The organism is Myroides sp. DW712 (assembly GCF_046557355.1).
Lineage (GTDB): Bacteria > Bacteroidota > Bacteroidia > Flavobacteriales > Flavobacteriaceae > Flavobacterium.
This window is the reverse complement of sequence record NZ_JBKFDO010000004.1, coordinates 27,609-52,460: the sequence shown is the minus strand read 5'-3', so window position 1 is coordinate 52,460 and position 24,852 is coordinate 27,609. Positions and strand designations below refer to the sequence as shown.

Genomic DNA, 24,852 nt, shown 5'->3' with positions numbered 1-24,852 from the left:
TAGAAAACACTATTTACCCCTTCATCTAATGTTATCTACCATTGAACTAAAATCCGCTTATGGATTTGATGCTGGCATAGCCACCTATCTGACTGAAAACGATACGCTTTTTCAGCAACACAACGACGTCTATCAACTACTGTGGTTACAAAAGGGAAAAGTATCCGTCATTATGTCAACCACGAAAAAAGAACTGTCCGAGGGCGACTGTTTATTTCTAGGCAAGAATGAACTCTTTCGCTTAACGGCTAATGAGAGCTACTCGCTTGCTTATGTACAATTTACAGATAGCTTCTATTGTCGCACGGAAGTGGATCGTCATTTCTTAGATAAATGCGTTTTCTTTGACAACACCAAAGCCATCAATTCCATTACACTTAAACCGGAGCAGGTGACTTTTGCTCAATATTACTTTATTTCCCTACTCAAACTCAAGAATAAGACGTATAATAACCTCAACTATATGACCACGCATAATATTATAGAGCGTGTTTTGCTCTTTATTATGGCCTGTCACATTAATACATACGTAGAGTTTAATAGAGAAAAATTATCTCCTGCTCAATTAACGAAGATTATTAAATTCAATGCGTTGATTAAATCCCATATTCGCAAAGAACGCCATGTGCAGTTCTATGCGGACCAGATGAATATTACTGTTTCTAAACTCAATGAAATAAGTAAAGAAATTTACGGCACAACCCCTAAAAAGATTATTGCCAGTGCGGTTGTGAATGAAATCAAGTTGTTGTTAAAACATACTCCGATGACAATTAAAGAAATTGCGTATGAGCTCAACTTTGAAGATACAAGCAATTTTACGCGCTTTTTTGTGACTGCTACGGGATTGAGCCCTAAAGAATACCGCGATAATTTATAAATGTACTACCACTAAACATCCGCTTCTTGCGAATAGTAAAAATCAATATCAGCCATGAAATAGGATTTCATGGCTTTTTTATGCTTCATTCTATTGTTTCCTATTCGCAAAAAGAGCAGTTATTCCCAATACGAATTGACAACTTGCAGATTTATTTTTCATTTTAAGTGTTTTTTAGCTATTTCCTATAAAAATGACCATTCTTTCAAGAGAATTGACCTATAATGAGAAGCTGAGCTACTATACTTTTGTCCCATCAAAATAAGAGAAAAAAAACTTTAAAAAAATAATTCAAAAATGAAAACAACATTCAAATTAGCATTAGTAGCCGCTTTATCTTTCATCAGTGTAACTTCATTTGCTCAAGAAGGCAATAAAAAAAGTTCGGGGACTACTAACCTAAACGTTAATTTGTCAGACGTCTATGAGTTAAACGTAACCAATGCGTCAGTAACTATTCCAATGAATACCGTGGAGCAATTCCAACAAGGGAGTACATCAGGTGAATTAAAAAATCACTTAGAAGTAACTGCTACACAAAAATACGAAATTAAAGTTGTGGCAAGTAGCGACTTAAACAACAGTGGAGTAACGATTCCTGTGAACACAGTAGAAGTGCGTATCAAAGGAAACACCAACTTAGCAGAAGGAGCAGCACCTACTAACTTTACAGCGTCACACAATATTGCACAATTAGCTACTACAGAAAGTTCTCCATTAGTGACAACTTCTACAGGAACAGCGAAAATGGGGTATGCAGTAGAATATGCTATTCCAGCAAGTCAAACGGCAGCTTATACAGATAAAAAAGAAGGAACGTATACTACTACCGTAACGTACAATTTATACGCACTATAATACAAAATACAATTTTTCCTTTTAATCTACTGTCGCGCCATACGTGCAACAGTAGATTTTTTTTATCATCGAACACTATACAAAAGACAACGTTTGCTTTTCTTTATAAATTGAGAAGTTCAGCTTCTATCTGGCTTCAAACCCACTAAAAATGTCATATTTTACTTAATTTATCCATTTTTTATTGGTAAATTTAACCTAGATAATTTGATGAAATGCGAAAATTACTAGCCCCTTTATTTCTGTTATTTAGTTTTGTCCTATTTGCACAAACTTCTGCTCAAAGTAACTTACACGTCGTGTTAAAGCCTATTCAATCGATTAAAATTAACGATCAGCAACAACACGTCAATTTGTCTTTTGAAACCGTGGAAGACTATACCAAAGGTAAGATTAGTGATCAAGCCGATCACATCGAAATTATGAGTAGTGGCACCTACGAAGTACGCGTAGTGGCCAATTCACCCCTCCAACATGATGCAGACGAAATTCGATTAGACCATATTGGATTAAATCCTAGCTTAGGAAGGATTGGTGAATTTAGAGATAACATTTCACTCCTTCCCGTTTCTCTTTCTTTAAAAGAAAAAAACATGATTCAATCCCATTTTGGGGATGTCAAACGCACGTTTAATGTGTCGTATAAAATGAATGCCTCCGAAGAATTATTAAACAAACCTGTAGGTACTTATAGTACGGTAATCACCTATACTATTTTATCTTTGTAATTTGAAACGTGTACATCAAATCACTTATCACCCTTTTACTATTTCTAACTACTGCTTCTCTTTTCGCACAAATAGGTTCGACAAGAGCCAAAATTGTATTGAATTTTAGAGAACAGCAATCCTTGGTAATTAACCATCCTTCAGTTGACTTAAATCTCAATATAGGTGCTGGTTATGTCAAAGGAGTCGAGACAGGAGTTTTAAAAAATCACTTAATGATTCAATGCTCCACCCCTTATGAATTAACCGTGCGCTCTATTAATGCGTATTTTCAGTACGAAAATACACTTTCTGCCCTGCCCGTTTCCATTATTCAAATTAAACCGAGTATTACAGGCTCTACGGCAGTTGACTTTCCGCTTCAAATGCAAACGGTAGATTTAACGGTGAATCCGCAACTCCTCCTACAATCGAAGAATGCTGGAAATAGCCAACAACTCGATGTCAATTACACCATTCCTGTACAACATATTGGTCATACTTTAAATCAAAAAGCAGGAACCTATCAAACCACAATTGTTTATACCTTAGTACCACACTAATTTAATTGCAGTATATCTAATGAGACAAACACTTTCATTCTTTTTTTTACTTTATTCCATTTTTTCTTTTTCCCAAGCGGGACTCTCTATTTCTCCAGGAAAAATGTACTTCCGAAATGAAGCAGGAACCGTTGCCACGCAAAAAGTACGCATCGCCAATCCCAACGACAAAGCCGTTGAAGTGGGGGTATCTTTAGGTGATTGGAATTACGATGAAAAAGGAAGCAATCACATTGGCGAGATGAATACCTTATCCAATTCAGCCGCTGCTTGGGTTCAAGTGTTACCGAATTCGTACTTTGTGATTGAACCCAATGAGATTAAAGAAGTAGATCTAATTTTAAATGTTCCCTCAAACTTAGCTCCAGATGTACCCGTGCATACGGCTATGGTATTTTTTACCCAACTCAATCCAGGAAATGCAGTCGATGAAAATGGAGCTGCTATTAAAGTGACAGTGCGCATGGGCTTAAAAGTATATCATGCACTACCAAATAATACAGAAGCAGTGGATATCGTCAATATTGAACCAAGTAAAACGGAAGAAGGGCATCGTGCCATTGACGTTTCTTTTGAAAATACAGGTCGTTTATGGAGTGATGGAAAAATCACAGCTACAATTTTTGATCAACAAACAGGGGCAAAACACCCGCTGAATACCCTTGATTTTTACAGCTTACCTCAAGATAGTAGAAAGCAATCGTTTGCTTTACCCCAAAATTTAGCTGCAGGAACCTACACCTTCATTGTTCAACTAACCTATGGCAAAGACAATACCGTCAAAATTGCCGAACTTGAGTTTTCTCTATGAGTTTTCCTGTAAAAATACTGCTCCTTTTTGCCATCCTTTTTGGAAGTCAAAGTTCATATGCTCAATACGATTTAAATGTATATGACGGTGGACAACTCCAACTCAATTCCTATGCGGATATGAAGGTGGGAAAAACCGAAGAACGTCAAATTTCGGTTCAATTCAGAAGAAATTTCGGTATTCAAGCACCAGCTAAATGGAAGATTACGGTGCGTTTGCTTGATGATTATAGAGCAGATAATTACAGTGTTCCCGCAGAAAACTCAAGTATAAGCATCAATAGACAAAGTGGAAATTTCAACCAACTTTCGTTCAGTAGTATGGGTCGAAATTTACCCTTGAGTAAATTTCAGGAAAGTTCCATTGTTGAAAGTACAACGGTTTTGCCTGAAGGGAACTATTATACCTTGTCTTTCGATTTGACTTTGAGAGGAGGTCCTGAATTATTAACCATTCCCAATGGCATATACCGCAGTACGTATGAGTTTTCTCTTTATGATACCTCATCAGGAAGAGATGTACTCTTAGCGCGTAAAACTTCAGCCCCTGGCGTAGCTCGATTTCAGATTAACTACATTGGTAATCACGGAGATCAACTTGCTGAACTGCGTAATGGTGCCAACGAATTTGTGTTCAATTTTGATTCTCCTGATGACATCGCCAAAGGAAAGAAAATCAACATTACAAATGCACTCTATATCCGAAGTTATCAAGGACATCAGGTATTAGTTAAAACAGCGGATCCCTTACTGTACAATGCAACGATGACACACAGTATCCCCGTTTCAGTTTTAAAATTAAAAGCCACATTGAACCAGATCGAAGGGGGAAATGCGGGAGATGTTACTTTATTCGGTCCTATCTCCTTATCTGCCCAGGAGCAACCTATTGCTTCTTTTCCGAGATGGAGTCAATCCATGTCATATAACCTTGAACTAAGCATTCCACCCAATACCCGCGAATTGCAACAAGCAACGGGTAGATATGAAACTTACCTTTACTTTATAATTGTTCCGAATTAATGATTAGAAAGTGTTTTGTCTTTTTTTTTCTATTCCTGTTTTCTTCTTCTGCTCTTTGGGCGCAGGGGGCTTCCTTGTTTTTGAAGTTCACCACAGCAACCACACAAGTAGATGATCTAGGACAGGTTGCTCCGACATTGGAAATAGCCAACTTAGGGCAAACAGAGTGGACAGGACAACTACAATTGGAAAGTAGCACGACAAGCATTCGCCTTTCTACTGCCAAGACTAAAGCTTTGCATTTACAACCTGGGCAACGAGTATTTGTTCCCATTCTCGCACAAGTGGATCAAAGCAGTGCACTAGCAGGAGATTTATTTCTTAAAGCACAATTAATTCCTCAAAGTGGCCCCACAATTCCAGGGGTAGAACATCCTGTGTTGATTCAAAAAAATCGTAGAATTCTATTGATTAACCCTGAACCACAGGTGCAGTTTCGTCAAGTAGGTGATAGTATAATTCTTCGAGCTATTGTACAAAACCGAGGAAATACCACAGAAAAAGTACACTATATTGCGACCTTACCCAATCAGTTGGATAAAGCGCGTACAATCCCGTTGGAATTTTCAATTCGCCCTCAGCAAGATACGCTGTTAGTGCTCAAACAATTTATTAGCAAAGAAGCGTATAAACTAGAAGATTTTGAAATTAGCGCCACCTTGCTCTATGAAAATGGCGATTTTATTGGCCGTACGTTGTATACAGTCAGTTCCTTGAAGTCCAAACGACGTTATCAAGCCGAAAATCAAGCTTCGATCTATTACAGCCAAAACAATTCCATTGAACTCAACCGCGTGATGGGAAAAAATGTGCAAGGAGCCACACAATTAGTTGGTAGTGGAACAATCCGATTCACTGAAAACACTCAACTAGGCCTTACTGGAGATTTAATTCATTGGGACAAGGAGAATAAGTTGAATTTACGTCATTTCTTAGCGGATTTTCAAACCAAAAACGTACAGATTCAAGCGGGAAACCTCTTTCAATCAGGAGAATTTTCACTCCAGGGACGCGGAATTCAAACGCGCATTAAACTAGCGGATTCCCTTTATGTACAAACGGGATATATTGATAAGACCTATCTGATTAGCGATCCCAATGATCGTTCAATGGGTTATAATACTTGGGTTGATTTTCAGTCCCAAAAGCACACGTGGAAACAAGCACAGCTGTACTATGATGTCGATCATCGTTATGATGAAAAAAAGATCTTGCAGTACAATTCCTTTAGGCTGTGGAACAAACCTTCCTTTCAACTAGATGTCAATCCTGGAGGATCCATTCTTCAGGCCCAAGGTGACAATCAAATAGGGGCGTTTTTAGGACTTACAGCTTATGCTACCTTAACCAAGTATCAAATTCAACATAATAGCTTCTATAGCAGTCCGTATTACGCAGGAGTTCGCCAAGGTGTCTCTCAAGTTGCAACAACTATACGAAGAAATCTCGGCAAGCACAGCTTGGGGTTGATTCAGCACTTTATCGATTACGCTCCGAAATACAGCTATACCAATTCAGCAAATGCCAAACAGCAATCCAACGCTATGGGCGTAAGTTACTCCTATCGCATGGATACGAGTTCTTGGGTTGTCAGTCCGCAATATGTACAAGAAAAGCGATACAACTACCAAACGGATGCCATGGAAAAACTCCATGCCCTTCGCTTGCACACTGCCTTTCATCAAAACAATTTTACCAAGGGGTTTGGCTACCACCTCTCTATCGACTTAGGCAGTTATATCACTCAAACGGAAATTCAAGAAAAATTACACTATCGTCTTAATTTAGGTGCGAATTATAAGAACTTTGATTTAGGTGTGAGCTATCAGTACAACTACAGTAACCTCAGCGAGCTTATCAATGCCTCCTATTATGATTGGCAGGTGCTTCAAACCTATACCAATTTGATGATTATGGGAAACTACAGACAGCGTTTTTTCAATAATCAATTGGGTGTAGTTTTAAGTGGGTATTACAACAATACCTCAACCAGTGGTGATTTTTGGCAGTTCAATACCCGAGTAGAATATAAACTCAAAAAGGACTTCGATCTTTATGTCAGTAATTACAACAATTATGGTGGATTTTCCCCTGCCAATCAAACCAATTACATTCAAGTTGGTGTAGTTAAGCAATTCACTCCGTATAAACTGTATGAAAAAACGCATCATTTGACTGTCAAAGTATATTATCAGGATGAGCATCAACAGGTATTACCGGCGAGCAATCGCATAGTCAGCATCAATCAAAAAGCATTTGTAACTGATGAAGAAGGAAATTTAATCTACAAAAAGGTACCAAGTGGGGCCTATACAGTCCAAGTGCAAAACGATCAGCACTGGTTTGCCCATGCGGTCAAACTAACGTTAGATTCCAATCTGACCCAAGTCATTTATCTTACACAAACCACGACGTTGGCAGGATCGATTACTTATGAATATAGTGCACATGCTGTAGCGCTAAACAGAAGTTTAGGTGGTCAACGTATTGTTGCTCAGAACAGCGCTGGAGAGCAATTCACTACCTATACTTCCGATGAGGGTCGCTATACCTTGTATGTACCCAAAGGAGAGTATACCGTGACCGTATATCCTAACCAACCCAATCAAGTTGACGTTGTACAAAATGCTATTTCCATCCATACCACGATCCATCAAAATCAGACGGTGGATTTCGTTCTACAAGTCAAATCCAAAGACGTAGAAGTGAAGAAGTTTAAGGCCATTAGCTTTTAGCATCCCCATACTATCCAAGAAGAAGAGAGGGATTGATTATTCCATGCCTTAATCCATCGCTTTACAACTAAAGCGGTGACTTTCCTTGACTTTATCCACAGCAATCCAAGCATCATCTGCGATGACTTTAATTTTATAGGTAATCAGGTTATCTCCTCTGCAGGGTTCTTCCGTTTTGGATACTAGCTCTACCCCTCGACTTTCATCGGGTTTAAATACATAGGAAGTCACCTGTACCTGTTGTTTATTGACTACCCGTTCTTTCTTTACATACATCAAACTCAGAATTTGATTCGGTTCCACTAACGTTGGATAGTTGAAGCCATACAAATCACGCGAATAGTTCACGCGATAACACGCTTGTGAAGTTCCATTATAGCGTAGCGTTAGCCCCATCCCATCCCCTCGATTTACGAAAAAAGGCAGGATGCGATCTTTCCACAGATAGACCTGATACAAATACCCCCATTCCGTTTCTTGTTTAGGGTCGGCGTATTCCACAATAATAAATTCCCTTCCCTTGGTTGCATCTGCCCAAGGCGTATGCTGATAATTCGCTGTATTAAAATCACCTGAAACTATTTTTTCTCCAAAGGTAACTGGTGTCCGATCTGTCACCGTATAAGGTTCTGTAAACTCCAATTTCCTCAATACCTCATCGGCGGTGTATTTGGATTTCACAAGTATTGGACTCAACTTCGAACAAGAAACTAGTGTGAGTAGTACACAAAAAAATAAAGGGTAAAATTTGTTCATTGTCTATATTTAGATGAAAAATAATAAACAACAAGGTACCGAAAATCAAGACGTTAGAAAAATAAATTACTAAACATAATCAAACAAAAAGCTTTATTTATTACATATTTCGTAAAAATATTTGATTAAAGCATCTAATTTAACATGCAAATCGCACTAAAACCCGCTATTAGCTCCGTATCAAGTCAGGTTATTATAAGTTCCAAACATAATAAAAAGAAAAAACAGCAGTAAACGTACGCTTACTGCTGTTTTTTAAATTATAAGTACGGCCTAAAAGGCTCTTCCTTAGTCTACGTTATCGTGTAAAAACGAATTGTTTGATCTCAATTTTGGATCGTTATTTCCGTCCACACCAAATGAGATTCTCGATTTATTGCTCTCGTCGTTTACCTCGTCTAAATCAACGCCTAAACGCTTATAAGCAGGCTCTTTTTCCAAGTCGGTATAATGAGCTGTTGAATTGTTGAATTTGTAGTTGAAGTCTTTCATTTTTCTTCTGCGCTCTGCAGCTCTACTTCTCAACGTGAATTCTTCAATACTCATTTCTGTCGGATTCATCTCATCGTAATCATCTGTCGATGCTTCTACTTCTACTTTATTCACTACAGGAGCTCCTTCAGAACGAACAGAAAATTTAAATTCTTCTGCGATTTCTTCTTGGTGATTTGCGACAGGTTTAGCTAAGGCTAACTCTTCCTCTTTGTCCATGTAGTCTTCTAGAGAAAAGCGAATCACTTCTTCTTTTTTCGCAGAGGCTTGTGTCACGGCTTCGTTTGCATGTTTCACTACTTCTGCAGCTGTCACTTCCATTTCTGCCAATTCTTCATCAAAATGGTACACAATCGGCGCAGCTACTTCTTGTTTCTTAGGTGTTACAATCACAAACTCTGGATCAATCACTTGAATATCACGGATGTCTTTTTGTTTAGAAGCCATCGGATCATTCTGGTTGTGTTCCTGTGTTTTTTCCTCTGCTTTTGGTGTTACAATTTCAAAGAATACATCTAAATTAGACGCATCTGTATTTCTCCTTTCAAACACTACTTCTTCTACTTCTCCTGTTGGTGAAGGAGGAGTTGTTGATCCTCCGAAATCATCGTCATCTCCTTCTTCGTAATCATCCTCTAAGGTAAACACGGTACGCGTTGGTATCTCATTATTCACCTCTTCTTTTTCTTCTTCAAGCTCGGTTGCTTCTGGAGTAGAAACACGTAGCGGTTGATCAGGAGTTGTAAAACCATAAGACGATACAGTTGCCGTTTGCGTTAAATCGCGCACTACTTTTTGCTCTTCTTCTAAAGTGTGAATAATTACTTTTGGTTCCGATGAGTTGACAATGCTCTTTTGTTGCTCGTAGTTAAAACCCGTTGCAATAATAGTCACAGAGATTGCTTCACCTAGTGATTCATCTTCCCCAACCCCCATAATGATATTTGCATTATGACCAGCTTCAGTTTGGATGTGATCGTTGATTTCACCGATTTCATCGATGGTAATTTCATTGGTACCCGAAACGATTAATAACAATACGTTTTTCGCACCTGAAATTTTATTGTCGTTAAGCAAGGGAGAATCTAACGCATCAATAATCGCATCTTTCGCTCTATTGTCTCCAGAAGCTGTTCCAGATCCCATAATAGCGGTACCACTATCAGACAATACTGTTTTCGCATCTTTCAAGTCAATATTCTGCGTATAATGGTGCGTAATAACTTCAGCGATACCACGGGCAGCAGTTGATAATACCTCATCTGCTTTGGAGAAGCCAGCCTTAAAGCCTAAGTTTCCATATACTTCACGTAATTTATTGTTGTTAATTACGATTAGAGAATCCACTTGTTTTCTCAATCGATCAACTCCTTTTAACGCTTGTTCTTGACGTACTTTCCCTTCAAATTGGAAAGGAATCGTTACAATACCAACGGTTAAAATATCTCTTTCTTTTGATAGTTGTGCAATGACAGGAGCAGCACCTGTTCCTGTACCTCCACCCATACCTGCGGTGATGAACACCATTTTGGTATTGGTATCAAGCATTTTCTCAATTTCTTCTATACTCTCTAAAGCAGATTGCTGTCCCACTTCTGGGTTCGCTCCAGCTCCTAATCCTTCAGTTAGGTTAACCCCTAGTTGGATTTTATTGGGTACTGAGCTATTTTCTAAGGCTTGTGAATCCGTATTACAAACGATAAAATCCACGCCTTTAATTCCCTGCTTAAACATGTGATTGATTGCGTTACTACCTCCGCCACCTACACCAATTACTTTGATAACGTTTGATTGGTTCTTAGGCATATCAAACTTTATTCCTCCGAAATCTGTATTCTCCATATACGTATCGTTTTATTATTCTTGCTTTTCAATAAATTCTTTAATTTTTCTAAAAAAGTTCCCGATGAAACTACTTTCGAAGCGATCAGCCGTACTTGGTTGGACTTCTCTTTGCTCTTCCATGGGTGGTGAGGTTGGTTCAACACGTGGTTGACTTTGACGCTCTACCGGCTCTTTTGAAGTGTTTATCGCTTCTTCTGCTACAGTGGAAGGATAAACGACCTTTCTTTCTTCTGGCTTAGATTCGGTTCTCGTTTCAACCGCTTTGAGTTCTTCTACTGAAACGGCTCCTTTTTTACGGTGCTTCTCGCTTTCCATAACCAATCCAACTCCCGTTGCATATAATGGACTTGAAACTTCTAAACTTGAATCTCCAGCTAAATGCTCATTTGGATATCCTATACGGGTATCAATACCTGTAATATATTCTACTAATTGTTTGATGTGTTTCAGCTCGGATCCTCCCCCTGTCAATACAATTCCTGCGATTAATTTTTTTTGTGGATTTTCATATCCGTAACTCTTAATCTCTGAAAAGACCAATTGTACAATTTCTTCTACACGTGCATTTATAATCTTAGAAAGATTTTTTAAAGAAATTTCTTTGGGCTCTTTTCCTCTTAACCCGGGAATGGATACAATTTCATTATCCTTATTTTCACCTGGCCAAGCGGAACCAAATTTCACTTTTAGAATCTCTGCCTGACGTTCAATAATTGAGCATCCTTCTTTGATATCTTCTGTAATCACGTTTCCTCCAAAAGGAACAACAGCGGTATGACGAATAATTCCATCTTTAAAGATGGCTAAATCTGTGGTACCTCCTCCGATATCAATCAAAGCAACTCCTGCTTCTTTTTCTTCTTGGCTTAATACAGCCTCGGCAGAAGCGAGTGGTTCTAACGTAATCCCAGCTAGTTCTAGTCCTGCATCTTTGATACAACGACCTGCGTTTTTTATCAAAGCGGCCTGACCCACTACGACATGAAACGTCGCTTCTAGACGACTCCCATACATTCCCACCGGTTCTTTAATTCCCGGTTCCCCATCAATTTTAAACTCCTGTGGTAAAACATGAATAATTTCTTCTCCTGGTAGCATACTCAATTTTTGCACCTGATTAATCAATTGTTCAATGTCTTTGTCTCCGATTACCTCATCTGGGTTGGGACGACTAATATAATCACTGTGTTGGATACTTCTGATGTGTTGACCAGCAATCCCTACTACAACATTTTTAATCTTGTAACCCGCTTGCGTTTCAGCATCTGCCACCGCATGTTGAATCGATTGAATGGTTTGTGTAATATTATTTACCACTCCTCTTTTCACACCCAAACTCTTCGCTTTTCCCAATCCTAAGATCTCGAGCTTTCCATATTCATTTTTCTTTCCAATCATTGCAACAATCTTCGTTGTTCCAATGTCTAAACCAACAGCTATATTTTCTTTTTCCATACTCAATTTTATTTTGAACACACCACTTGTTGGGTAAATTTCAGATTGATCTTTTTATAACTATCTATTTCAATATTCTCATTCATTGCATATTGCATAAAAGCTTTATAGTTCTTCAGTTTACGCTCCATTTCATTAAAACTTCCGAATAGGATTTGAAACTTATTTACTCGGCTTTTCAAATAAATCACCTCATTGGGTTGAATGCTAATTCCCGTGATATCCCGTTTTAAAAAAGCATCAGCATTAATTACGTCTAGCATGCGTTTTAATTCACCTTGCATGTCGCTTTTAATGTTTCCTTCAACCAAAATCACGCGTTCTGCATAATTATCTGACAAGGGCATTCGACTGCCATTCTCATCTAAATAGTAGGATTCTCCTTCACCTACTACACGTCCAATCGCCTTTTTTTGATTGATTTCTACTTTTAAAAACCCATCAATTGTCACATAGACTTCCGCCTCTTTAATCAGCTCGTTTTGCATCACCCCTTTTTCCAAGGCATTCAAATCAACTGTTGTTCGATCTTGACCGCTTATGTTTCCACTTGTATTTGTTACAATATCTTTTACATCACTAGAGGTTACAAAATGTGTCTCTTCTCCTTTAAAAATAATATCTACGCCTTTTAAATTTCGATGTGTACTGCGCTCATTGCTGAAAGAATACAAAAACAAGACGGCTCCGAGCATCATCAAAATGCGCAAATCTGACCATTTTATTTTCTTCCACAATTTTTTCATTTTTTTATTTTTCTTCTAAAGCTATTTTTATGTCTTGCACCATTTCTCCGATATCCCCTGCTCCAATAGTCAGGATAATTTCAGCATCTGATGCTTTTAAATGTGTAATTAATTCTTCTTTGGGCACTAAGTGCTTCTGTTTAGAAGTTAGTTGTTCTAACAACTTACCCGATGTAATTCCTTCGATAGGCAATTCTCGAGCCGGATAAATATCCAACAAGATTACGTTGTCAAAGGTCGAAAGTGCAGCTGCGAATTCATCCATAAAATCTCTTGTTCTACTGTACAAGTGGGGTTGAAAAACAGCGACAATTTTCTTGTCTCCGTGCATCTCGTGTACCGCTTGACTAGCTGCTTTGATTTCGGTTGGATGATGGGCATAATCATCGATATAAATCAAATCTTCTCGTCTAATTTTGTACGAGAATCTTCGACGTACACCGCGGAAACTTTTCAATCCTTCCACCAATTTTTGCGTATCTACTCCATAGTCGCTCGCCATAGCAAAAGCCATTAAGGCATTGGATAAATTGTGTCTTCCTGGCAAACCAAAAACAACATTGTTAATCGTTTCAGTGGGTGTTACTAAATCAAACACATACCATCCATTTTCAACTTTGATGTCTTTTGCTTGATAGGTACACGAAGGTCCAAATCCCACGCGAATTCCCTCTAAGTCGACTACTTCTGTAACGAAGAGTTTATCTGCATCTGGTAGGCGATTCGCGAAATCTTGAAACGCAACTAACATTTCCTCTGCAGTTCCAAATATGTCCAAGTGATCTGCTTCTGTAGAAGTGATACAAGCGACATTAGGGAACAAACGCAAAAAAGAACGATCAAACTCATCTGCCTCTACTACTGTAATTGTTTTACCGCTTCCGATTAGATTCGTTTGGTAATTTTCTACCACGCCTCCTACAAATGCAGTAACATCTAATCCTGCCTGAAACAACAAATGTCCGAGGATACTTGTTGTCGTCGTTTTACCATGCGTTCCTGCTACGGCAAAGCAGTAGGTATCTTTCGTAATAATTCCCAACACTTCCGAACGTTTCTTAATTTCAAATTGATTCGCTTTGAAATAGTTCCATTCGCTGTGTTCTTGTGGAACGGCAGGTGTAACCACAACCAAGGTTGAAGCTACTTTTTTATACTTTGCGTGAATCAAATCTACGTTATCTTCGTAGTGAATCTCAATTCCTGCGGCTTCTAATTCTTGTGTTAATTGCGTGGATACTTTATCATATCCCGCAACTTCTTTTCCAATGAACTTAAAATAACGAGCCAAGGCACTCATACCGATGCCTCCTATTCCAATAAAATATACGCTCTTAATGCTATTTATATCCATTTCTTACTTCTTCATTAATTCTACGATCTGATCTACTATATCTTTTGTGGCGCGGGGCAATGCTAATTTCTTAAAATTTTGTCCCAACTCCTTTTGTTTTTCTGTGTTGTTCAACAAGTCTTTAAAAGTTTCAACAAACTGTTCATTCAACTCGCTTTCTTTAATCAACAATGCGGCCGCTTGTTCCACGATACTTTTTGCATTTTTGGTTTGATGATCTTCTGCTACATTCGGTGATGGAATAAAAATCACTGCTTTCCCCACTAATGCAAGCTCCGATACGGATGAGGCTCCTGCACGAGAGATAATCGTATCTGCTGCGGCATAAGCCAAATCCATGCGATCCAAAAAAGCGCGAACTTTAACGGTTGCCGATTCGTATTTTTTATACTCTTCGTAGTAGAACTTTCCACATTGCCAGATCAACTGTATTCCCATTTCTTCAAATAAAGGCAGTTGCTGCTCAATGAGCTGGTTGATTCTACGTGCACCTAAGCTTCCTCCAATGACTAAGAGCGTCTCTTTTGACTGATCCAACTCAAAATAAGCAATTGCTTCTTCTCTTTTGGTTGTCACATCAAGTAATCCTTGACGAACAGGATTACCTGTTTTGATGATTTTGTGCTTGGGAAAGAATTGCTCCAATCCGTCATAAGCCACACAAATTTTATCTACTTCTTTTCCCAACAATTTATTTGTAATGCCTGGAAATGAATTTTGTTCTTGCACAACCGTAGGAATTCCTTTTCCTGCCGCTACTTTCACTACTGCACCGCTAGCAAATCCTCCTGTTCCAATTACCACATCAGGTTGAAAAGCTTTGACAATCTTTCTAGATTTCTTCAAACTACTAAGCAATTTAAAGGGAAACAGTAAATTGTCTAGAGTCAATTTGCGTTGAATTCCTGAAATCCACAATCCTTCAATGGGATAACCTGCTTCTGGCACGCGTTGCATTTCCATTTTTCCTTCTGCACCTACAAAGAGAATCTCAGCATCAGGGAATCTCACCTTCAATTCATCAGCGATTGCCAACGCAGGAAAAATATGTCCTCCTGTTCCTCCTCCACTTACAATAAACTTGGGTTTACGTTCCATTTGCTATGCTTCTTCTAGGTTATTTTTTTCTATTCTTTCCAGATGAAGATCGTGTAACATTTCTTGCTCCAACGCTTCTTCTTCTTTTCTTTTTTGTTCTTCAGCTTGTATTTCCGCTTCTTTCTTGGTTACACTAAGGATTACTGCAATGGCAAAACACGTCATCCAAATAGCAGTACCTCCACTACTCACTAGGGGCAACGCTTGTCCGGTAGTGGGTAAAAGCGAAACCGCTACTCCCATATTTATTAGTGCTTGGAAAATGAGATAAAATCCCAATCCAGCAACTAATAATTTACCAAAGAGCGTGGGTGCTTTATGTACCGCAATCAAAAAGCGATAAAACAGTAGGAGATAAATTCCTAGGATGGTAAACCCTCCAAATAATCCCCATTCCTCAACAATAATAGCGAAGATAAAATCCGAAGAGGATTGTGGCAAAAAGTTTTTCAATACACTTTTACCGGGTCCTACTCCAAACACCCCACCATTGGCGATTGCCATTTTTGCATTTTCCACTTGATACAAATCGCGCGTTCCATCATCGGGGCCAGTGAAGCGGTCAATACGGCTAATCCAAGTATCCACTCGATTGGGGAAAGCTCCTGGAAAAGCTTTGGCTACTAGCACGAATAACAGCATACCACAGGCGCCAATTCCGATGATTGTCAACAAATATTTAAAAGGATATTTTCCAATAAATACTAAGACGCATACCATACAAAAGATTAAGGCTGCCGTAGAGAAGTTGGCGGGTAAAATCAATCCGATGATGACGAGTACGGGAACCCATAGCTGCCAAAAGGACGATTTAAATGATACCACTTCATCTTTAATACCTGTTAAGTATTGAGCCACATACATCAGCAAAATAATTGCTGCAGTCGAAGACGGTTGAAACTGCCCAAGCAAGGGAATTTTCAACCAACGACTCGCATTAGCTCCTCCAATTGTATTCCCCTTTAACAAGGTATACAGTAGAATCAATGCGATAATGGGCATACCGATAATGGCAATTTTACGAAAGAGTGCATAATCTCTTTTGTGAAAATACCACATGATGCAAATTCCAATAAATAAATGAACGAAATGTCGAAACAAGTAATCAGTTGTTGCCTTTCCTGTTCCGATGGTATAAACTAGATTCGTACTTGCACTATAAACGGGTAAAAAAGAAAGCATGGCCAATAAAATTGCTAATGCCCATATAATCTTATCTCCGTGTAATAATGAAAGTAATTGTTTCATCATCTCCCTCTACTTTATCTATTATTATAATTTCAGTACTTCTTCTTTAAACTGTCTTCCTCTATCTTCATAGCTAGTAAACAAATCAAAACTTGCACAAGCGGGTGATAGTAAAACCGTGTCTCCCCCTTCAGTTAGTTCTTTTGCTTTTCTAACAGCCTCCTGCATAGATTGTACTTCTACTAAGTCATCCACCACTTTCTCATAAGCTGCTTTTATTTTTTGGTTATCAATACCCAAACAAATAATAGCTTTTACCTTTTCGCGTACAAGTGGCATCAACTCATCATAATCATTTCCTTTATCCACGCCTCCAACAATCCAAACCGTTGGGGTTTTCATGCTATCTAAAGCAAAGAAGGTAGCGTTGACATTGGTTGCTTTTGAATCGTTAATATATTGAACGTTTTCTACTTTCAGCACTTTTTCTAAACGATGTTCCACGCCCTGAAAGTCCGATAAACTTTCGCGTATTACATTTTTTCGAATTCGCTTTAACTGTGCTATTGTTGTTGCTGCCATAACATTTTTTAAGTTGTGCATCCCTTCGAGAGCCACTTCCTTAATAGGTAATACAAATTTTTCATCACTCATATTCACTATAATTTTATCATCTTCCACATAGGCTCCTTCTTCTAGTTTATGTTGAATAGAAAAAGGCAACTGATGTGCTTTTACCTCATGTTCGCTCAACCATTTCTGAATTTCCACATCATCATAATCATAAATCAGGTAATCTTCTTCGGTCTGATTCATGGTAATTCGAAACTTTGAAGCGATATAATTTTCATATTTATAGTCATATCGATTCAAATGATCGGGACTAATATTAGTGATTACTGCAATATGGGGTCGATAGGTTTCGATGCCATCTAGCTGAAAACTACTTAACTCCAACACATAACATTTTGCAGGATCCACCTTCACTTGCTCCGCATAACTTTGACCAATATTTCCACCTAGGCCGACATCTAATCCTCCACGGTGTAAAACATGATACGTTAACATCGTAGTTGTCGTTTTTCCATTACTTCCTGTAATAGCTACCGACAACGCGTCATTAAAAGGATAAGCAAACTCGATTTCCGAGATTACTTTGATTCCCTTCGCCACAATTTTTTGTACGATTGGGGCCTTATCTGGTATTCCAGGACTTTTTACAACCACATCTGCATCGAGTATCTTTGCTTCTGTATGTTGCTGTTGTTCCCAATCTATTTCATGATCTATAAGAACTTTTTTATATTTTTCTTGGATAACTCCATAATCGGATACGAAAACGTCATATCCTTTTTCCACTGCTAACAAAGCAGTTCCAACTCCACTTTCTCCTCCACCTAAAATAACCACTCTCATGTCTTATCTCAGTTTTAAAGAAATCACACAGAACACTCCTAATAAAATCGCTATAATCCAAAAGCGAGTCACGATTTTACTTTCGTGATAGCCTTTCTTTTGGAAATGGTGATGCAAAGGCGCCATTAAAAATATTCGCTTTCCTTCTCCAAATTTATTCTTGGTGTATTTGAAATAACTCACTTGTAAAACCACTGATAGCGTTTCCGCAAAAAACACCGCACATAGCACCGGAATCAATAATTCCTTGCGCACTGCGATAGCCAATACGGCGATAATTCCCCCTATAGTTAAACTTCCTGTATCGCCCATAAAAACTTGAGCAGGAAATGTATTATACCACAAAAATCCAATCAAGGCTCCAATAAAAGCGGAGACAAAGACCGTCATTTCCCCTGAATTAGGGATGTACATAATATCCAGGTAATTGGCAAAAATGACGTTCCCTGATATAAAGGCAAATATCCCCAATACAAAGGTGGATATGGCCGATGTACCCGCAGCTAATCCGTCAATTCCATCCGTTAAATTCGCTCCATTTGACACTGCTGTTACAATAAAAATCACAATTGGAATAAAAATCAACCAAGCATAATCTTGCGCACCTTCTCCCATCCAGCTAATTAACATGCTGTAGTCAAACTCATTATTTTTAAAGAACGGAATGGTTGTTGCAGTTGATTTAACGTCGTACTGACTCACAGCTACCTCGCTTAACATATGTTTGGCTGGCACTTCACGCACAGTTACCGCAGGGCTGAAATACAGAACTGATCCTACAATCAATCCTAAGCCGACTTGTCCTACAACTTTAAATCTTCCTTTTAATCCTTCTTTATCTTTTTTAAATACTTTTATATAGTCATCTAAGAACCCAATCACACCCATCCAAATGGTCGTTAGAATAAGGAGTAATACGTAGATATTATCTAATTTCGCAAACAGTAATACGGGGATTAGTGTCGCAATAATAATGATGACACCTCCCATGGTTGGCGTACCCGACTTTTCTTTTTGTCCTTCTAAACCTAGTTCACGAACCGTTTCTCCAATTTGCATTTTTCTCAAACGCGAGATAATTCGCTTTCCGTAAATAATAGAGATCAATAAAGAGAAAATCATCGCCATCCCTGAACGAAACGTAATATACTGGAACACACCTGCTCCAGGTATCTTGAAAAAATTCTCTAAGTATTGAAATACGTAATACAACATAACTGTTTTCCTTTTCTATCGTGCTAAAAACTCCTTTACTATTTCTAAGTCACTAAAATGACTTCTTACCCCTTTGATCTCTTGATACGTTTCATGCCCTTTACCAGCAATTAATATAATATCACCTGCATTGGCTTGTTGACAAGCTAACTTAATCGCCTGTTTTCGGTCTTCTACCACAATAGTTTTCATTTTATTTTGTGGTTCAACCCCTGCTTCTATATCTTCCAATATGGCTGCAGGTTCCTCAAATCGAGGGTTATCTGAGGTAAAGATGACTTTATTACTCAACTCAGACGCTATTTTCCCCATCTCTGGGCGTTTGGTTTTATCTCTATTTCCGCCACACCCTACAACAGTAATTAACTGTTCGTTGTTGGTGCGTATACTGTTAATCGTTGCAATTACATTGGCCAACGCATCAGGCGTATGTGCATAATCGACAATCGCCGTTACCTGGTTAGGGGAAACGATATATTCAAAACGACCTTCTACACTCGTCAATTTACTCAAGTGTACCAACGCTTCTTCTTGTGGAACACCTAAGGCTACTGTTGCACCAAATACCGCCAATAAATTCGAGGCATTGAACGCACCGATTAGCTGTACCCACAATTCCTGTTGATTGATTTTCATCAACATACCCGAGAATTGACTTTCTAAAATTTGTCCCTTATAATCAGCCATATTTTTCAAGGCATACGTTCGAACTTTAGCTTTGGTGTTTTGCACCATAATCGCTCCGTTCTTATCATCCGAATTAGTCAAGGCAAAGCTTGTTTTTCCCAACTGATCAAAGAACATTTTTTTTGCATCGCGATAAGCAGCAAAAGTCTTGTGGTAGTCCAAATGGTCATGGGTTAAATTCGTAAAAATCCCACCTTCAAAATAAAGACCGAACGTACGATGTTGTACCACTCCATGCGAACTTACCTCCATAAAACAAAATTCACACCCCTCTTCTGCCATTTGATTCAAATACGCATTAATGGTAATGGAATCAGGTGTAGTATGTGAGGTATCATAAACTGTTTCACCAATGCGAATATTTACGGTTGACAACAACCCTACCTTATAACCTAAGCTCGTGAACATCTTGTACAACAAGGTCGCAATGGTTGTTTTTCCATTGGTTCCCGTTACCCCCACTAACTTCAAGTTACGTGATGGATTATCGTAGAAATTAGCGGCTATCACTGCTAAAGCCCTGTTACTGTCTTCGACAACTATATACACAATACCTTCCACTAAAACAGCGGGTAAAACTTGACATACGATAGCCGTTGCTCCCTTTTCAATCGCTTGCTCGATATACGCATGTCCATCCATTACTTCGCCAACGATAGCAATAAATAGCGTATTGAGTGCTACTTGACGGGAGTCAAAAGTCAAATGGTCTATTGTTGCATCTGTTGATCCAACAATAGACTGTATCTCTACTTTGTATAATATGTCTTTTATCTTTTTCACGATAGTTCTAAAACTACTTTTTGATTTTTATCTATTTTTTGTCCGGCTATGATGGACTGCGTTTTGACTTTTCCTACGCCTTTGACTTGAACTTTGAGTCCCATGTTTTCCAACAAAGGCAAAGCATCCATGACTTGCATTCCTCTAACATCAGGCATCAAGGTCTCTCCTACTTGATTTTGTACCAAGAACGATTGATAGCTCTCTTCAATACTCGAAGGCACCTCATCGGAGTCGCGCATTTCTTTGGTCGTTGGCACATCTGTGTAAATCTTCTGCGCAATGCGTTTAAACACTGGCCCTGCTACATCTGCTCCATAATAACTCTTGGATCGATCGGGTTTGTGAATCACGACGATACACGAATATTTTGGGGCATCTGCTGGAAAATATCCTGCAAAAGAAGACGAATAGTACATATCCGAACCATATCCTTTTCCTTTGCCATAATTTACCTGGGCGGTTCCCGTTTTTCCTGCCATTGAAAAATTCGGTGAGTACAGTTTTCGACCCGTTCCCTTTTTTACCGTATTTTCCAAAATTGCTCTTGCTTGATGAATCACATCTGGTGAGGCTATTTGCGGGTTCAACACCACTTTATCAAACTTCTGTATCGTTTGGTCAAATTCTTTGATTTCCGATACAAAATAAGGCTTCACCATTTCTCCATCATTTGCTACTGCATTATATAAGGTCAAGGTTTGCAAAGGCGTTACTGATAATCCATAACCAAAAGCCATCCAAGGCAAAGCCAAACCACTCCATCCTTTTTGTCCCGGTTTTGGAATATAAGGTGTCGCTTCTCCTTTAATTTTTAATCCCAGCGGTTTATCCATCCACAATGTGCTCAAATAATCGGTAAACACTTTAGGATCGTTTTTAAATGCTTCATCTACCGCTTGTGTAATTACAGTATTTGATGAAACCTCTATCCCTCTTGCTAGTGAAATCTTGCCGTATCCTCCGCGTTTCGAATCGCGTACTCTTGCATTGTAAAAACGAACCATTCCTTCATTTGTATCGTAAATACGAGCCGTATCAATTTGCTTCTTTTCTAACAAGGCTAAAAGTGAAGCTAATTTAAACGTAGAGCCTGGTTCATGTTTTTCACCTACGGCATAGTTTACAGTTTCATAGTACCCCCCTGTTTTCTCATCACGACCTAGATTTGAAATCGCGCGAATGGCTCCTGTTTTGGTTTCCATTACAATTACACAACCGTGATCGGCACTGTATTTCTCTAGCGATTGTAACAAGGCATGATGGGCAATATCTTGAATATATACATCAATGGTTGAGATAATATCTTTTCCATCAATGGGTTCAATTTCATTCTCGTCATTAATCGGCTTCCATTGGTTTTTGGCTAAACTTTGCATCTTGCGCTTGCCGTCAAACCCACTGAGGTAATCCGTAAAAGCCCCTTCAATTCCCACTCGTCCGAATGTGCCATCTTCATTTTTTCGTTCATACCCAATGGTACGCTTGGCAATTCGTCCAATCGGATGTTGGCGAACCGTTTTTTGAGAAGAAATAAATCCTCCGCCATTTCCTCCTCTTTTAAAGAGTGGAAAATTTTTGATTCGCACATACTCCACATAGCTCAAATTTCGAGCAATGAGAATATAGCGACTTTTCGATGCTCGGCCCTTTCTCAACATATTTTCATAGTATGAGCTTGGTTTATGGAACATCACCGCTAGCGAATCAGCCAATGGTTTCACTTCTTTTTCAAAGTTTTCCTGTTTGGGTGCAACCCCGTCAAAACGTATTTCAAAGACCGGCACTGATGTGGCTAATAAGCTTCCATCAGCAGAATAAACATTTCCTCTATTAGCTTCTATTATTTCCTCTTTCACGCGGTTTTCGCTTCTTGCTTTTTGGCGAAGCTCACTTCCTTCTACTCCTTGAATTAATAGCAACCGATAAATTACCCCTCCTGCAAGCAACAATACTATCGCAGTGACGACATAAATATTGATGTAAATATTTTTGTTCCCTAGGGCCATAGCTTATTCCAAAATGTTTTATTTTTTCCTTCTGTCAACACCTTAATCTTTTGTGGCGGTGTTTCGGAAGGGTATATTCCTTCTTCTTCTAATTTTCGAGTTATAGTCGACTCCATCTTCAGCTCCATCAGCTCCGATCGCGTTGCGACAAACTCAGCACGAAGCATTTTTACCTCATGAGTTAATTTTCCAATTTTAAACACTTTCGATTCGTATCGTTGGGTGTTTCCAATTAGTATCATTCCTAACACAATCACATATATAATAAAGGCCCACGTTTTTGCGGAATTCTCATTAACGAGAATTTTTGCTTTTATTACATCTACTGGACTTGCTATTGTTTTTTTCATTTTTTCTCTGCAATTCTCAACTTCGCTGATCGAGCTCTGTTATTTACTGCTATTTCTTCGTCCGTTGGCACAATGAGTTTCCCCAATTGTTTCAGTGGAACTTCAAATCTTCCAAACATGTCGCGCTCTGGTTCTCCTTCAAACATTCCATTTTTCATAAAGCGCTTAACTAAACGATCTTCTAGCGAATGATACGAAATCACACTCAATCGACCTTCTGGTTTCAATACCTCCACACTTTGTTCCAGTAATTCTTTCAGTACTTCAATTTCTTGGTTCACTTCAATGCGAATTGCTTGGTACACTTGCGCTAATATTTTCGCACTTTTATGCGCAGGCAAAAAGCGAGCTAACACTTGCTTGAGTTGATCGGTATTCTTAATCTCTTCATTTTCTCTTGCTTTGACAATGGTATGTGCCATTGCCCCAGCGTTTTTCAACTCTCCATACACACTTAGCACATATCTCAGATCTTTTTCTTCATAATCATTCACCACATGATAGGCTGACAGCTCTCCATTTTGGTTCATTCGCATATCAAGTTCACCATCAAAACGCGTAGAAAAGCCACGTTCTGCCACATCAAATTGATGAGAAGAAACCCCTAAATCGCCTAAGATTCCGTCCACTTCACGTACACCATAAAATCTCAAATAGCGTTTTAGATATCTGAAATTTTGATTGATTAAGACAAATCGAGGATCATCAATAGCATTTTTCACTGCGTCATCATCTTGATCAAAGGCATATAACTTTCCATTTTCACCTAGGCGACTCAAAATCTCTCTTGAGTGCCCCCCACCACCAAATGTCACATCCACATAAACACCATCGGGACGGATATTCAATCCATCCACTGTCTCTGTCAACAAAACAGGTCTGTGATAGGCGTATAAATCTTTACTCATCAAAACTAATATTACTCATTACTTCTTGCGCTAAGGCACCAAAATCAAAATCTTCCGGTTCTAATGTAGCCTCATACAGGTCTTTATCCCATATCTCCACGATATTTACCTTCGAAGCCATTACAATTTCTTTCGTAATACTTCCAAACTGCAACAGATCCTTTGCAATTAGCAAACGACCTGCATCATCAATATCTACTAGTTTAACTCCGGCCATGAAGGCGCGAATAAACATATCTACTTTTTTATCGAACGGATTCAATTTATTGATTTTCACCATCATCTTCTCCCACTCCGCCATTGGCCACAATTCTAAACACGTCTCAAACACCGATCTTTTCAGCACGAAACCATCAGCCATAGCAGGTAACTGCTTCTTCAAAGAAGCAGGAACCAATACCCTTCCTTTGGTATCGACCTTACACTCGTATGTACCGATAATTGACGTCAAAATGTGTTTATATATATATACTTAGCAAATGTAATTATTTTTTTACCACTTTTACCCACTTTTACCCACTTTGTTAATAAGTTTTCCAAAAATAGCGTATTTACTGACTTCAATAGCCAATTTAATTGCTTATACTTAGCCCTTTTTCAATCAAACTCCTTGATTTGAACTTACTTATAACTACACGATTCCTTGTTTTACCTCCCACGTTTGCACTTTAATTTATTGTTACTCTTTTAACGCAAAACACTTTTTAAACCTATTTAAAATTCATTTTAATTACGAAAAATACCAAGCCTTTTTCACACTAGAATTGGTATTTTTCTCTAAAATCATCAAACTATTTACGCTATTTTTCACCACTTATTTTCCACCAAAAAATGTCTTTTCCTCCGTTTTATAATTCGATTGATTCTTCTTATTTTATTCTTCTATCTTATCTTCATCCTGCCAATCCTTGTCTGTTTATTTTTTTGATTTCACACCTCGACACAGCCAAAGAAAAAAATAAAAAACAGTCGTA

21 protein-coding genes are annotated in these 24,852 nt (G+C 38.5%); 7 read left to right on the top strand and 14 right to left on the bottom strand.

What is annotated here, in order from left to right:
• Window positions 1-28 precede the first annotated feature (28 nt).
• From ACLJX0_RS04425 to ACLJX0_RS04395, 7 genes are all read left to right on the top strand, one after another.
• Window positions 29-880, top strand: a complete 852-nt coding sequence (locus ACLJX0_RS04425) for a helix-turn-helix domain-containing protein (protein ID WP_410878813.1) — start codon at window positions 29-31, stop codon at window positions 878-880.
• A 297-nt stretch (window positions 881-1,177) separates the two neighbouring features.
• The gene (locus ACLJX0_RS04420) at window positions 1,178-1,738 is read left to right on the top strand and encodes a hypothetical protein (protein WP_410878811.1); all 561 of its coding nucleotides are present in this window, start codon (window positions 1,178-1,180) and stop codon (window positions 1,736-1,738) included.
• Between the two features lie 215 nt (window positions 1,739-1,953).
• The gene (locus ACLJX0_RS04415; RefSeq protein WP_410878809.1) at window positions 1,954-2,466 is read left to right on the top strand and encodes a hypothetical protein; all 513 of its coding nucleotides are present in this window, start codon (window positions 1,954-1,956) and stop codon (window positions 2,464-2,466) included.
• Window positions 2,467-2,474: 8 nt separating this feature from the next.
• Entirely contained in the window at window positions 2,475-3,008 is a 534-nt protein-coding gene (locus ACLJX0_RS04410) for a hypothetical protein (RefSeq protein WP_410878807.1), read from the top strand.
• Window positions 3,009-3,027: 19 nt separating this feature from the next.
• Window positions 3,028-3,819, top strand: a complete 792-nt coding sequence (locus tag ACLJX0_RS04405) for a hypothetical protein (RefSeq protein ID WP_410878805.1) — start codon at window positions 3,028-3,030, stop codon at window positions 3,817-3,819.
• Window positions 3,816-4,841 carry a hypothetical protein gene (locus ACLJX0_RS04400; RefSeq protein ID WP_410878803.1) on the top strand — a complete coding sequence of 342 codons (1,026 nt, stop codon included), beginning with the start codon at window positions 3,816-3,818 and terminating at the stop codon, window positions 4,839-4,841. The genes ACLJX0_RS04405 and ACLJX0_RS04400 overlap by 4 nt, the downstream gene beginning before the upstream one ends.
• Window positions 4,841-7,576, top strand: a complete 2,736-nt coding sequence (locus ACLJX0_RS04395) for a hypothetical protein (RefSeq protein WP_410878801.1) — start codon at window positions 4,841-4,843, stop codon at window positions 7,574-7,576. Before ACLJX0_RS04400 ends, ACLJX0_RS04395 begins: the two co-directional genes overlap by 1 nt.
• Before the next feature lie 48 nt (window positions 7,577-7,624).
• Here ACLJX0_RS04395 and ACLJX0_RS04390 read toward each other — a convergent pair whose 3' ends face one another.
• The 14 genes from ACLJX0_RS04390 to mraZ form a co-directional block, all read right to left on the bottom strand.
• On the bottom strand, window positions 7,625-8,257 hold the full coding sequence (locus tag ACLJX0_RS04390) for a hypothetical protein (protein WP_410878800.1): 633 nt from the start codon (window positions 8,255-8,257) through the stop codon (window positions 7,625-7,627).
• Window positions 8,258-8,620: 363 nt separating this feature from the next.
• Entirely contained in the window at window positions 8,621-10,666 is a 2,046-nt protein-coding gene (gene ftsZ / locus ACLJX0_RS04385) for a cell division protein FtsZ (RefSeq protein ID WP_410878798.1), read from the bottom strand.
• A gap of 15 nt (window positions 10,667-10,681) precedes the next feature.
• Window positions 10,682-12,124, bottom strand: coding sequence for a cell division protein FtsA (ftsA, locus tag ACLJX0_RS04380; RefSeq protein WP_410878796.1), 1,443 nt, complete (start codon window positions 12,122-12,124; stop codon window positions 10,682-10,684).
• An 8-nt stretch (window positions 12,125-12,132) separates the two neighbouring features.
• The gene (locus ACLJX0_RS04375) at window positions 12,133-12,870 is read right to left on the bottom strand and encodes a cell division protein FtsQ/DivIB (RefSeq protein ID WP_410878794.1); all 738 of its coding nucleotides are present in this window, start codon (window positions 12,868-12,870) and stop codon (window positions 12,133-12,135) included.
• Between the two features lie 4 nt (window positions 12,871-12,874).
• Window positions 12,875-14,224, bottom strand: a complete 1,350-nt coding sequence (gene murC / locus ACLJX0_RS04370; protein WP_410878792.1) for a UDP-N-acetylmuramate--L-alanine ligase — start codon at window positions 14,222-14,224, stop codon at window positions 12,875-12,877.
• Window positions 14,225-14,227: 3 nt separating this feature from the next.
• Window positions 14,228-15,322 (bottom strand): undecaprenyldiphospho-muramoylpentapeptide beta-N-acetylglucosaminyltransferase, encoded by a 1,095-nt coding sequence (gene murG, locus ACLJX0_RS04365; protein WP_410878790.1) that lies wholly within the window; start codon window positions 15,320-15,322, stop codon window positions 14,228-14,230.
• Window positions 15,323-15,325: 3 nt separating this feature from the next.
• Window positions 15,326-16,570, bottom strand: a complete 1,245-nt coding sequence (locus ACLJX0_RS04360; protein WP_410879028.1) for an FtsW/RodA/SpoVE family cell cycle protein — start codon at window positions 16,568-16,570, stop codon at window positions 15,326-15,328.
• A 24-nt stretch (window positions 16,571-16,594) separates the two neighbouring features.
• The gene (gene murD, locus ACLJX0_RS04355; protein ID WP_410878788.1) at window positions 16,595-17,926 is read right to left on the bottom strand and encodes a UDP-N-acetylmuramoyl-L-alanine--D-glutamate ligase; all 1,332 of its coding nucleotides are present in this window, start codon (window positions 17,924-17,926) and stop codon (window positions 16,595-16,597) included.
• A 3-nt stretch (window positions 17,927-17,929) separates the two neighbouring features.
• Complete coding sequence (gene mraY / locus ACLJX0_RS04350; RefSeq protein ID WP_410878786.1) at window positions 17,930-19,141, bottom strand: phospho-N-acetylmuramoyl-pentapeptide-transferase; 1,212 nt, start codon at window positions 19,139-19,141, stop codon at window positions 17,930-17,932.
• 15 nt (window positions 19,142-19,156) lie between these two features.
• Entirely contained in the window at window positions 19,157-20,611 is a 1,455-nt protein-coding gene (locus tag ACLJX0_RS04345) for a UDP-N-acetylmuramoyl-L-alanyl-D-glutamate--2,6-diaminopimelate ligase (protein ID WP_410878784.1), read from the bottom strand.
• A complete protein-coding gene (locus ACLJX0_RS04340) occupies window positions 20,608-22,620 on the bottom strand; it encodes a penicillin-binding protein (RefSeq protein ID WP_410878782.1) in 2,013 nt (670 codons plus the stop codon). Before ACLJX0_RS04340 ends, ACLJX0_RS04345 begins: the two co-directional genes overlap by 4 nt.
• Window positions 22,611-22,970, bottom strand: a complete 360-nt coding sequence (locus ACLJX0_RS04335) for an FtsL-like putative cell division protein (protein WP_410878780.1) — start codon at window positions 22,968-22,970, stop codon at window positions 22,611-22,613. Before ACLJX0_RS04335 ends, ACLJX0_RS04340 begins: the two co-directional genes overlap by 10 nt.
• Window positions 22,967-23,878 (bottom strand): 16S rRNA (cytosine(1402)-N(4))-methyltransferase RsmH, encoded by a 912-nt coding sequence (gene rsmH, locus ACLJX0_RS04330; protein ID WP_410878778.1) that lies wholly within the window; start codon window positions 23,876-23,878, stop codon window positions 22,967-22,969. The genes ACLJX0_RS04335 and rsmH overlap by 4 nt, the downstream gene beginning before the upstream one ends.
• The gene (mraZ, locus tag ACLJX0_RS04325) at window positions 23,871-24,329 is read right to left on the bottom strand and encodes a division/cell wall cluster transcriptional repressor MraZ (protein WP_410878776.1); all 459 of its coding nucleotides are present in this window, start codon (window positions 24,327-24,329) and stop codon (window positions 23,871-23,873) included. The genes rsmH and mraZ overlap by 8 nt, the downstream gene beginning before the upstream one ends.
• Between the last annotated feature and the right edge of the window lie 523 nt (window positions 24,330-24,852).